Raw genomic sequence first — 11,481 nt, 5'->3', positions numbered from 1 at the left:
ATCTATTAGAATAAAATGGGGGAAAGTATGGCAAACATTAACATGGAAATGGACAACAGCTCTTTAGCGAAGATCAAAGTCATCGGAGTTGGTGGCGGTGGAAACAACGCAATCAGCCGAATGAGAGAAAGCGGACTATCTGGTGTGGAATTTTTGGCACTAAACACAGATCTTCAAACACTACAAGAATCAAACGCAGACATCAGACTTCAAATTGGTGAGAAACTAACAAGAGGCCTTGGAGCTGGAGCTAATCCTGAAGTTGGAGAAAAGGCTGCAGAAGAGTCTAAAAACGAAATATCAGAAGCTATCAAAGGCGCAGACATGATCTTTATTACTGCCGGAATGGGTGGTGGAACAGGTACAGGTGCTGCCCCAGTAGTTGCGAAAGTTGCTAAAGAGATGGAAATCTTGACAGTTGGTGTTGTAACTAAGCCATTTACTTTCGAAGGTAGAAAAAGACAAAACCAAGCTGAAGGTGGAATCGAAAGATTAAAGGAAAATGTAGATACACTAATCACAATTCCAAATGACAGACTCCTACAAATCGTAGAAAAAAGAACATCAATGGTAGATGCCTTCAAGATGGCAGACCAAGTACTTATGGATGCAGTAAGTGGTATTTCAGAGCTGATCGCTGTACCTAACGTAATTAACCTTGACTTTGCAGATGTTGAGTCAATCATGTCTGATCAAGGAATCGCTCACATGGGTATCGGTAGAGCTAATGGTGAAAATAGGGCTGTTGAAGCTGCTAAGGCTGCTGTTAACTCTCCACTACTTGAGACAAGCATCGAAGGAGCAAACGCGGTATTACTTAACGTAACTGCAGCAGAAGTTGGTCTAATGGAAGCAAATGAAGCAGCAGAGCTTATTAGAGAAAATATCGACTCTGATGCTAATATCATATTCGGAGTTGGTAGTGATGAATCTCTAGGAGATGATATCAAGATTACTGTTATCGCAACAGGTTTTGATAATCCAACACCAGCAAGAAGAAGCGTACAACAAGCTTCAAGAAATAGAGAAGAGCTTAAAGCTCCTCAAAGACCAAGCGCTAAGAAAAAATCATCAAACCCGTTTGATGACTTCGACTTACCAGATTTTCTAAAATAAGATGAGATGTCCCTACTGCGATTCAACCAATACCAGGGTTTTGGATTCAAGATCAACAGAAGATGATAGGGCTATAAGACGAAGACGCTTGTGCGAAGATTGTGATCGTAGGTTTTCTACTTACGAAAGATATGAAGACTCTACTATCATGGTAGTCAAAAAGGACGATACGAGAGAAGCCTATGACCCAACTAAATTGATAGCAGGCATTGTAAAAAGCTGCCAGAAGAGACCAGTAACAATGGCTGATATCGAAAAAGTTGCTAGAAATGTTGAAACTAGGATAAATCATACGGGAAACAAAGAAATAAGTTCAACCTATATAGGGGAGCTGGTGATGGCAGAACTAAAGGAGCTTGACCCAGTTGCCTACGTGAGGTTTGCATCGGTTTATAGAGAATTTAAGGATGTCGATTCCTTTTATGAAGAAATAAAAAGTTTAAAAGATAAGAAAGATGCTTCTTCCTAGCATCTTTTTTTCTTTAGGAGGAGATAATGGATTTATTTGAACTTAATAGGATTAATCAATTAGAAAAAAGTGCTCCTCTGGCTGACAGGTTAAGGCCCAAAGACTTAAGTGACTACCTAGGTCAGAACCATCTTATAGGAGATGGAAAGATTATTAATAGGATGATCAAGGCGGATAGGATATATTCGATGATTTTCTATGGGCCGCCTGGAGTGGGTAAAACGAGTCTTGCTAAGATTATCTCCCAAAAGACTAATATGGCCTTCGAGGAGATATCTGCCGTGGCAAGCGGAATATCTGACCTTAAGAAAAAAGTACAGATAGCCAAGGATAATTTATCTTTCGAGAATAAGAAAACTATCCTTTTTATTGACGAGATTCACAGATTTAATAAAAGCCAGCAGGATTATCTATTGCCTTATGTAGAGGATTCAACACTAATTCTTATAGGAGCGACAACAGAAAATCCTTACTTCGAGGTAAATAAGGCCTTGATATCTAGGATGTATGTCTTCGAGCTAAAAAGCTTAAGTGATAGAGACCTATCAAGATTGATTGACCTTGCCCTTAGTAAAGATGAAATCCTAAAGACTAAGGATATTATAATAGAAGATGAGGCAAGAGATACTCTTATCAAATACTCCAATGGAGATTCCAGGGCCTTACTTAATGCTTTGGAGATAGCTATATTTTCAGAAGATGAGATTGATGGTAGAATAGTTATAGGAAAGAGCTCTATAGAAAATTCTACCCAGAAAAAAATCGCTGTCTACGATAAAAATGGAGATAGACATTACGACACGACCAGTGCCTTTATAAAATCTATGAGGGGGTCAGATATAGATGCAGCACTCTTCTATCTTGCCAAGATGCTAGAATCAGGAGAAGATATAAAGTTTATAGCAAGAAGGATGATTATATTTGCATCAGAAGACATATCTAATGCTGATCCAAATGCCCTGGTCATGGCGGTCAATTGTTTTAAGGCAACAGATACGGTAGGTATGCCAGAGGCTAGGATAATCCTTGGCCAAGTGGTCACATATCTTGCCATAGACAAGGCAATTGATTTTGTTAAGAATAATAAGGATAGAGAAGTACCAAATAAGCTTAAAGATACCCACTACAAGGGATCAGCGAATCTTGTAAAGGACGAATACCTCTATCCCCACGCTTACGGTGGCTATGTAGAGCAAGACTATCTTCCAGATGAGTTCATAGGAGAGAGCTTCTATGAGGCGAAGAAAGTTGGATATGAAAAAGAAATGATAGAAAGACTTGAGAAAATAAAGAGAGGGATAAATGAAGATTAGAGATATATTAAATGAAGTAGACAAATATGTTGATAGGGAAGTTTGTGTATATGGTTGGATGAGAAACCAAAGATTTGGTAAAAACGTTGGTTTTATCGAGCTAAATGACGGAACAACCTTCAAAAACCTACAAGTAGTTGTAGGAAGTGATATAGAAAATTACGATGAACTCGACAAGCAATACCTATCCACATCACTTGAAGTTAAGGGAGTTTTGGTAAAAACAGGTAATAGCAAAAACCCTTACGAAATCCAAGCGAAAGAAGTAAATGTATTAGGTGAATCTTCTGAAAAATTCCCTATCCAAAAGCAAAGACAAACACTAGAATTTATGAGAACTATCCCTCATCTTAGGGCTAGAACAAACACCTATAGGGCTGTTTTTAGGGTAAGGTCAATCCTTGCTTACTCTCTCCACAAGTTTTTCCAAGAAAGAGGCTTCCTATATGTGAACCCTCCAATAGTAACTTCTTCTGACGCAGAAGGAGCAGGAGAAATGTTTAATATAACGACTATCGACCCAGAAGACGCTCCAAGAAATAAAGACGGAAGTGTTGACTATAGTAAGGACTTCTTTAGCAAGAAGAGCTATCTAACAGTATCAGGCCAGCTTGAGGCGGAAGATTATGCCTTAGCCTTTGGAGATGTCTATACCTTTGGTCCAACTTTTAGGGCAGAAGAGTCAAACACTCCAAGACATGCCGCAGAGTTTTGGATGCTAGAGCCTGAGATGGCCTTTACAGATTATAATCTAGCTATGGATGTAGCAGAAGATATGATCAAGTATTCTATCAATTACTTATTAGAGAACGCTCCAGATGAGATGAACTTCTTCAATACCTGGATTGACAAGGGACTAATTGAAAGACTAGAGAAGGTTAGAGATGCAGAATTTGCTAGAGTAACTTATACAAAGGCAATTGAACTCTTACAAGAATGTGGCGAGAAATTCGAATTCCCAGTAGAATGGGGAATCGATCTACAGACAGAACATGAGAGATATCTTTCTGAAAAAATCGTGGGAGGACCTGTATTTGTAACAGATTATCCAAAAAACATCAAGGCCTTCTACATGAAGAGAAATGATGATGGCAAGACTGTTGCAGCCTTCGATATGCTCGTTCCAGGAGTAGGTGAATTAATAGGTGGTTCACAAAGGGAAGAAAGATACGATGAATTATACAAATCAATGGAAGAAAATGGCCTAAATCCAGAAGAGTACGAAAACTACCTAGACCTAAGAAGATTTGGTACAGTAGTTCACTCAGGCTTTGGACTAGGATTTGAGAGAGCTGTAATGTATGTTACAGGAATGAAAAATATCAGAGATGTACTAGCTTACCCAAGATATGTACGTGCCTTTGCTGATAAGAACTAGGGGGAAGAAATGGTTGAATATAATCCAAATGCCATAGAGAAAAAATGGCAAAAGAAATGGGATGATGAGAAGACTTTTAAGTCTGAGATAGATAATAATAAGAAGAAATTCTATCCTTTGGTAGAGTTTCCTTACCCATCAGGACAAGGCCTACACGTAGGACACCCTCGTCCATATACCGCCCTTGATGTCGTAGCTCGTAAGAGAAGACTTGAGGGAGAAAATGTAATGTATCCAATGGGATGGGATGCCTTCGGTCTTCCAACAGAAAACTACGCTATCAAAAACAAAATCCACCCAGCCAAGGTCACAGAAGATAACATTGCCCACTTCAAAGAGCAAATGAAATCAATCGGCTTTTCCTTTGATTGGGATAGGGAAGTAAACACAACAGATCCAGATTATTATAAGTGGAGCCAATGGATTTTCATTCAAATGTACAAGCATGGACTAGCCTACAAGAATGAAATGTCTGTAAACTGGTGTCCATCATGCCAAGTAGGACTTGCTAACGAAGAAGTAGTAGATGGTAAGTGTGAAAGATGCGGAACTGAAGTAGTCCACAAGATGAAAAATCAATGGATGCTAAAGATAACTGAATATGCAGATAGATTGATAGATGATCTAGAAGAAGTTGACTTTGAAGAAAGAATCAAGGCCAGCCAAATCAACTGGATTGGTAGGAGCCATGGTTGTGATGTAGACTTTAAGATAAAAGACCTAGACGAAAAGCTTACTGTCTATACAACAAGACCTGACACTATATTTGGTGTGTCCTACATGGTAGTAAGCCCTGAGCATCCAATTCTTGATAAATACAAAGAAAGAATCAAAAACTTCACAGAGATTGAAGCCTACCAAGAAGAAGCTAAAAAGAAATCTGACTTCGAAAGAAGTGAGCTTAATAAGGATAAAACTGGTGTAATGATTGATGGAATCTCTGCAATCAACCCACTAAACGATAAGGAAATTCCAATCTGGGTATCAGATTATGTCCTAATGACTTATGGTACAGGAGCAATAATGGCAGTTCCTGCTCACGACAGCCGTGACTTTGAATTTGCCAAGAAGTTTGATATGCCAATTATTCCGGTTTATGATACTGGAGAAGAGCTTCCTACAACTGATATAAATAAGGGAGAGGCGATTAATTCAGACTTTCTAAATGGCCTATCAGCAAGTGATGCTAAGAAAAAAGCAATCGAATATGTAGAAGAAAAAGGCCTAGGAAAGGCAAAGACCAACTTTAAGCTAAGAGACTGGGTATTTTCTCGTCAAAGATATTGGGGTGAACCAATACCTATGATCTACTGCGAAGAGCACGGTTGGGTTCCAGTTCCTGAAGAAGAGCTTCCAGTAAAGCTTCCTGACGTTCCTTCTTATGAGCCTACAGCTACGGGAGAATCTCCACTATCAGAGATAGAAGAGTTTGTAAACACAACTTGTCCAATCTGTGGTAAGCCTGCTAAAAGAGAAACAGACACCATGCCTCAATGGGCAGGATCAAGCTGGTATTATCTAAGATATATGGATCCAAATAACAAGGAAGCCATTGCAAGTAAAGAAGCCCTAGACTACTATTCACCAGTTGATTGGTACAATGGTGGAATGGAACATACTACCCTTCACTTGCTTTACTCAAGATTCTGGCACAAATTCCTCTATGATATAGGTGTCGTTCCAACAAAAGAACCTTACAAGAAGAGAACTAGTCATGGAATGATCCTAGGAAGTGATCACCAAAAGATGAGCAAGTCTCGTGGCAATGTAATAAACCCAGATGACATAGTAAGAGACTATGGGGCTGATACCTTAAGATGCTATGAGATGTTTATGGGAGATTTCTCATCAATGGCCATCTGGTCAGATGAGGGAGTAAGAGGATGTAGGAAATATCTTGAAAGAGTATTTAACCTAACAGACCTTGTAGTAGATGGCGAAGAATACAGCAAGGACCTTGAAGTTGTAATTAACCAAACTATAAAGAAGGTAAGTGAAGATTACGAAAACCTTAAGTTTAATACTGCTATAGCCAAACTTATGACCCTCCTAAACGAGATGAAATCTCTAGGCAAAATTACCAAGAAGGACTTTAAGACCTATATAACCCTTCTAAACCCAGTAGCTCCTCATATGACTGAAGAATTGTGGGAGATGATGTCTTATGAAGGAGAGCTTAACCAAACTACTTGGCCAAGCTATGATGAAGATAAGCTAAGCTTCGATTCATTCGAAATGCCAGTACAAATCAATGGTAAGGTAAGAGCTACAGTCATGATGGATAAGGACGCAAGCAAGGAAGATGCAATAAAGAGCGCCCAAGAAGATAATAATATCAAATCATATATCGAAGGAAAGGAAATTAGAAAAATAATTTACGTTCCTGGTAAAATCTTAAATATAGTTGTCTAAGATAAGAATTTAGATAAATTAAGTAAAAACTCAAGAGTCGGACTTTTGGGTTTTTCTTTTTTGAATACCAGATCTCTTAAGGCTTTATAAGATTCAAAATAAGAGGATTTTAGTCACCTTATCCAGCTAATAAAAAAGCTTGTATGAATCATAGGCCAAGAGCCTACACAAGGATTTACTCTAGCTTGATAGAGTAAATCCTTAAGGATTAAATAGAAGGAAAGATAGATAAGAAATATCATAGATAAAAAGCCTAGACTTGGCCCATAAAATAGAGGTTATTTGAAGTAGCTAGCAAATAAGAAGAACAATCTTAAAGTAAACTAATAATTAATTTTACGAAAAAAATAAAGTATTTGAGGCTTTTTTATTTACATATATTTTAATATCTATAAGACTTATATTAATAAAGTTAAATCTTGAAATTATCGATTAATTTCATATAATAGATTTGACAAGGGATAAATAAAAATGTACGATTGTATTACAAACATCATACAAAGAGGAATTTATGAAAGCTATAATAAAGAAAAACATTTTCAATATAATATCAGTCCTTATGCTTGTAATATTTACAATCTTGGGATATTTAGGCTATAGGGCCGGACTATTTAATTCTCTAGATAGCTTTAGGACCTATATCCTATCTAAGGGTAAGCTAGCCCCTCTTTTCTTTATGCTTATCCAAGTAGTTCAGATAGTTCTTCCGGTAATTCCAGGCGGACTCACTACGGTATTTGGAGTTATTATTTTTGGAGCCTTCTGGGGCTTTATCTATAACTACATCTCTATCTGTATTGGATCAATCCTAGTGTTTTTTATCTCTAGAAACTTCGGCAAGTCTATTGTGATAAGAATTTTCGGTAAGGACACTTTTGAGAAATACCATCACAAGATTAACGACAAGTCCTATGAGAAGTTCTTTGCCCTTGCGATTTTATTTCCAGTAGCCCCTGACGATTTCCTTTGTTACTTGTCAGGACTTACTGATATGAGCTTTAAGAAATTCGCAAGTATAATATTTCTCTTCAAGGGTCCATCCATATTTCTCTACTCCATGGCTTGGGTAATGGGACTTGACTTTATATTCGAAAGATACTTATAGGAGGTATTATGTTTTACAAAAATTTATTGCTTTACTTTGTGCCAGCTTTTTTTATAATAACAGGCTTTGTTTGCGAAAGGGTTAAGGATAAGAAGATTAATGACAAATACGGCTATAGGTCAGCTCTTTCTATGAAAAATAAGGCCAACTGGTACTATGCCAATGATAAGATGAGTAAGCTTTGTTTTATTCTAGGGGCTGTGTTTCTCCTTGTAGGATTTCTGGTCCAAAAATATCTCGAAATAACAACTATAAGAATAATAATAATTTTAATTCTGGAAGTACTTGCCTATATAACTTGCGGGATAATATTAGAAAATAGATTAAAAGAAGCCCACAAAAAATGACCTGGACCCCAAAATCCGAAATACGGATGGAGGGGTTTTTAGTACCATAAATAGTGTAAGAAAGAAAATTATTTCTATCTTGCACTATTTTTGTATAATGAAGATGTAGTATGACGAGGGGGTTTTAGGGTTAGAATATCCGTCATAAAAACTGTCAACTACCTCTTCATTATTCATATTCGATTAAGCAGGTTGGGCAAAACGTCCGTGTCACGAGCTAAAATGAGTGTAATGGTGCAGGTAGAAACTACAAATCAAAAGAAAGAAGGTAATAAAATGATATCTATAGGAATAGATATAGCAAAAGAAAAGTTTACAGTCTGTGCACTAGAACAAGGTAGCAAAATCATTTGGAAGCCTTTTGATGTTCATCTTAACAAAACAAAAGTAGAAGAATTTTTAAAGAAACTAGATACGTTAAATGAAGAAGTAAAAATAATCATGGAAGCAACAGGTAAATATCATCTTCCAATCCTCTATGAATTAAAAGATAAAGAATATTTTGTAAGTGTAGTAAACCCTTTGAAAATGAAACAGTTTTGTAGAGTACTTAACTTTAGAAAAGCAAAAAATGATAACATAGATGCCATACAAATAGCAGAATATGGCTTGATGTACTGGAAAGAATTACAAGAATATAAAGTAGATTCAGAAAGTTTCAGAATTCTAAAAGAATTAAACAGATCCTATCAGCACTACATGGACTTAAGAATCAATCAAATGAACTTCATAGATCAAACAATAAGTCAAACATTTCCAGGAATAAAGAAATTAATACCACATGCTTCAGGAGACTTTTCAAAAGATAAACTATTAGACTTCTTAGAAATATGGTGGCACAAAGACCTAGTATTAGAAAAACCAGAAGAAAAATTCATAGAAGATTTTAAAAACTGGGCAAAAGAAAAGAGATACCATCCTAATGCTGATAAAGCTAAATCCATATACAAGCTCGCAGAGGAAAGTATCTCAATTCAACCTTCTAATAGCTCATATATAAAGACTAGCATACAAGAAGGGATAGAATTGATAAAACATATAAATCAAATTCTACATACTATTTTATCACAAATGATAGAAATTTCCGAGCCCTTAGAAGAATATCAAGAAGCAAAGAAATTCTCAGGAATATCAGATAAATTAGCAGTGCAAATTACAGCAGAATTTGGAGACTTATCAAAATTTAAAAACAAAAAAAGTTTAATATCATTTGTAGGAATAGATTCACCACCATATGAGTCAGGTAACTTCAAAGCGGATCAGAGAAAAATAACAAAAAGAGGCAATGCAATACTAAGAAAAGTAGGTTATCAAGCTATGAAATGCATGATGAGTGCAAAAGATACTGAAAATGATATATATCTGTATATGGTAAAAAAAGAAAAAGATGGAAAGGCTAAGAAGATTTGTAAATTTGCAGGATTAAATAAATTCTTAAGAACCTACTATGCAAAAGTTATGGCATCAAAACAAGAAAAGAAGTTATTAAAAGTAGCCTAGAATTAACATTGCTATAGTTAAAACAAGCCGATTGTAAGCGGCTTATTTGTTGTGCTTAAATTTAAACTCTAAATAACAAGTAGAAAAGTAAAATTAATTCGATTTTCTCCTTGACTTTTGTTAGCAGGTTTGTATGCCAAAATACACAAAAGAATTTAAAATAAAATTAGTACTAGAACACTTATCAGGTGGATCTGGTGGTTATCGAAGTGTCGCTAAGAAATATGATATTTCAGATGGAACTTTGAGAAATTGGATAAATAGATTAGAAAATCATCGGACTTATTATTTTAATTATCTATGCGGAAGATATCTTCCCAGACACTTTCTAAAGATAGGTCATCTTTTGATGAAAAGTACTTCTAGATTGTCTCCATTGCCACCCAAAGTTTTTAGCAATCTTCCTAATACTCAGAGTCCTATGTCCTTCTTTAGAAACTAAATATTTTGGCTCTTTTAGGATTGATTTTCGTGAAATATCCATGAATGAATCCTTAATGAACATTGTTAATTATTTTTATAAAGCTTAATTTTTATTTGTCAAAATTTTTATTTTTTCTTAAATTATCGTAGTATTCTTTTCTCTTGGGATTTTCCTTAAACCAACCTTTTAAAACTCTTTTTTCTTGTTCATTGACTTCACCTATAGACCAAAAACAACAGCAAGCAATTACACCTGCGAAAATGCTAGGTATAAGTGAATTAACATATATAGAAATTCCTACAAAAATAAGGCCGGAAAGTGCAAAATATTTATTTATCTTTTTGCCAAAATAATATTCGCCCTTAATCACAAGCGGATGAAAAATTCCTATAAGAAAAAATGTTACTACACCAATTATTATTCCTTCCATAATTCCTCCTTATTTAATTATCATATATTTGGTAAATTTGGTCAAATTTTTGTGAAGTCCATGAAAATCAAAGGACGTAAAAGCATTTTTACATGAAAAATCTTGGGTGTAAAGTGATATAGATAGACTAAATAAAATATTTTTTTTAATATAGACTTAGGAGGTAGGAATGAAGATAGGAGATAAGTTAAAGGAAGCGAGACTTAAGAAAAATATGACCCAAGAAGAAGTCGCAGAAAAGATTTTTGTATCTAGGCAATCCATTTCCAACTGGGAAAACAACAAGACCTATCCTGATATAGGAAATGTAATTGCCCTATCCGATCTATATGAGATTTCTTTGGACGAGCTTTTAAAAGGAAGTGATAATTTTATGAAGCACTTGGAAGAGTCAACTGACTTAGTAAAATCAAATAAGAAACTTATAGGAATAATAATACTCGCCTTAATTACTATGATAATCATCGCCTTATTTACAGAATTTCTGCCAGAAAGATTAAATATGGTAGCTATATTTGTCCTTTCCATAATTTTAACAGGCCTAATATATTCAGAGATTATAAAAAGATTCTAGGAGGATTTTATGAATTTACAATTAATAATCATAATTATAAGTGGAGCTGTAACTGTACTTGGTGGAATTATCCTACAATATAATATCTATCAAATGACTAAAATCGATGCGAGGGCAAGAGGACTTAAGCATCCTAAGCTACTTGGATTGTTAAATATTTCAGGCAACAATGGCAATGCCTTTCTCCTAGCCTACCTTATAGGAAGGAAGAAATACCCTATACAAAATTTAGGAAAGAGAGATAAGGAAAATCTTGAAACTTATAAGAAAAAATCCCGCCTAGCTCTCTTAATTCACCTCATAGGAGGGGCTGTATTTATTGCATTTTTAATATACTATAAGAATATGTCATTTTAATTAAAGAAAAGCTTATGCAAGTTATAAACCATATTCTAGTTAGCTTTAGTTCTAAC

Annotated in this window: 12 protein-coding genes; 11 read left to right on the top strand and 1 reads right to left on the bottom strand. The window is 35.4% G+C overall.

Features of this window, described 5'->3' with window-relative positions:
• Window positions 1-27: 27 nt before the first annotated feature.
• The 9 genes from ftsZ to APRE_RS09620 all read left to right on the top strand — a co-directional run bounded on the left by ftsZ (window position 28) and on the right by APRE_RS09620 (window position 10,082).
• Window positions 28-1,116, top strand: coding sequence for a cell division protein FtsZ (gene ftsZ, locus APRE_RS06110; RefSeq protein ID WP_015778124.1), 1,089 nt, complete (start codon window positions 28-30; stop codon window positions 1,114-1,116).
• A 1-nt stretch (window position 1,117) separates the two neighbouring features.
• Window positions 1,118-1,585 (top strand): transcriptional regulator NrdR, encoded by a 468-nt coding sequence (nrdR, locus tag APRE_RS06105; protein ID WP_015778123.1) that lies wholly within the window; start codon window positions 1,118-1,120, stop codon window positions 1,583-1,585.
• Between the two features lie 26 nt (window positions 1,586-1,611).
• Window positions 1,612-2,898 (top strand): replication-associated recombination protein A, encoded by a 1,287-nt coding sequence (locus APRE_RS06100; RefSeq protein ID WP_015778122.1) that lies wholly within the window; start codon window positions 1,612-1,614, stop codon window positions 2,896-2,898.
• On the top strand, window positions 2,888-4,276 hold the full coding sequence (asnS, locus tag APRE_RS06095; RefSeq protein ID WP_015778121.1) for an asparagine--tRNA ligase: 1,389 nt from the start codon (window positions 2,888-2,890) through the stop codon (window positions 4,274-4,276). The genes APRE_RS06100 and asnS overlap by 11 nt, the downstream gene beginning before the upstream one ends.
• Window positions 4,277-4,285: 9 nt before the next feature.
• Window positions 4,286-6,688: a leucine--tRNA ligase gene (gene leuS, locus APRE_RS06090; protein WP_015778120.1), complete on the top strand. Its 2,403-nt coding sequence runs from the start codon at window positions 4,286-4,288 to the stop codon at window positions 6,686-6,688.
• A 511-nt stretch (window positions 6,689-7,199) separates the two neighbouring features.
• Entirely contained in the window at window positions 7,200-7,793 is a 594-nt protein-coding gene (locus APRE_RS06085; RefSeq protein WP_015778119.1) for a TVP38/TMEM64 family protein, read from the top strand.
• 8 nt (window positions 7,794-7,801) lie between these two features.
• The gene (locus tag APRE_RS06080; RefSeq protein WP_015778118.1) at window positions 7,802-8,140 is read left to right on the top strand and encodes an SdpI family protein; all 339 of its coding nucleotides are present in this window, start codon (window positions 7,802-7,804) and stop codon (window positions 8,138-8,140) included.
• Between the two features lie 276 nt (window positions 8,141-8,416).
• The gene (locus tag APRE_RS06075) at window positions 8,417-9,640 is read left to right on the top strand and encodes an IS110 family RNA-guided transposase (RefSeq protein WP_012803514.1); all 1,224 of its coding nucleotides are present in this window, start codon (window positions 8,417-8,419) and stop codon (window positions 9,638-9,640) included.
• A 133-nt stretch (window positions 9,641-9,773) separates the two neighbouring features.
• Window positions 9,774-10,082, top strand: a complete 309-nt coding sequence (locus tag APRE_RS09620; RefSeq protein ID WP_115597369.1) for a transposase — start codon at window positions 9,774-9,776, stop codon at window positions 10,080-10,082.
• A 91-nt stretch (window positions 10,083-10,173) separates the two neighbouring features.
• Here APRE_RS09620 and APRE_RS06065 read toward each other — a convergent pair whose 3' ends face one another.
• Complete coding sequence (locus tag APRE_RS06065; RefSeq protein WP_015778117.1) at window positions 10,174-10,494, bottom strand: DUF4491 family protein; 321 nt, start codon at window positions 10,492-10,494, stop codon at window positions 10,174-10,176.
• Between the two features lie 169 nt (window positions 10,495-10,663).
• On the opposite strand from APRE_RS06065, the gene APRE_RS06060 reads away from it, so the two are divergent.
• Window positions 10,664-11,068, top strand: a complete 405-nt coding sequence (locus APRE_RS06060) for a helix-turn-helix domain-containing protein (protein WP_015778116.1) — start codon at window positions 10,664-10,666, stop codon at window positions 11,066-11,068.
• Between the two features lie 9 nt (window positions 11,069-11,077).
• Complete coding sequence (locus APRE_RS06055; RefSeq protein WP_015778115.1) at window positions 11,078-11,425, top strand: hypothetical protein; 348 nt, start codon at window positions 11,078-11,080, stop codon at window positions 11,423-11,425.
• Window positions 11,426-11,481: the final 56 nt, after the last annotated feature.

The organism is Anaerococcus prevotii DSM 20548, assembly GCF_000024105.1.
GTDB classification, from domain to species: domain Bacteria; phylum Bacillota; class Clostridia; order Tissierellales; family Peptoniphilaceae; genus Anaerococcus; species Anaerococcus prevotii.
Note: the sequence above shows the minus strand (reverse complement) of the source record. Positions and strands in the feature narration are given on the sequence as shown.

Coding starts and splice junctions, on each gene's coding strand:
- APRE_RS06100 (WP_015778122.1), top strand. CDS start 1,612: ATGGATTTATTTGAACTTAATAGGATTAATCAATTAGAAAAAAGTGCT.
- APRE_RS06075 (WP_012803514.1), top strand. CDS start 8,417: ATGATATCTATAGGAATAGATATAGCAAAAGAAAAGTTTACAGTCTGT.
- nrdR (WP_015778123.1), top strand. CDS start 1,118: ATGAGATGTCCCTACTGCGATTCAACCAATACCAGGGTTTTGGATTCA.
- leuS (WP_015778120.1), top strand. CDS start 4,286: ATGGTTGAATATAATCCAAATGCCATAGAGAAAAAATGGCAAAAGAAA.
- asnS (WP_015778121.1), top strand. CDS start 2,888: ATGAAGATTAGAGATATATTAAATGAAGTAGACAAATATGTTGATAGG.
- APRE_RS06085 (WP_015778119.1), top strand. CDS start 7,200: ATGAAAGCTATAATAAAGAAAAACATTTTCAATATAATATCAGTCCTT.
- APRE_RS09620 (WP_115597369.1), top strand. CDS start 9,774: ATGCCAAAATACACAAAAGAATTTAAAATAAAATTAGTACTAGAACAC.
- APRE_RS06055 (WP_015778115.1), top strand. CDS start 11,078: ATGAATTTACAATTAATAATCATAATTATAAGTGGAGCTGTAACTGTA.
- ftsZ (WP_015778124.1), top strand. CDS start 28: ATGGCAAACATTAACATGGAAATGGACAACAGCTCTTTAGCGAAGATC.
- APRE_RS06060 (WP_015778116.1), top strand. CDS start 10,664: ATGAAGATAGGAGATAAGTTAAAGGAAGCGAGACTTAAGAAAAATATG.
- APRE_RS06065 (WP_015778117.1), bottom strand. CDS start 10,494: ATGGAAGGAATAATAATTGGTGTAGTAACATTTTTTCTTATAGGAATT.
- APRE_RS06080 (WP_015778118.1), top strand. CDS start 7,802: ATGTTTTACAAAAATTTATTGCTTTACTTTGTGCCAGCTTTTTTTATA.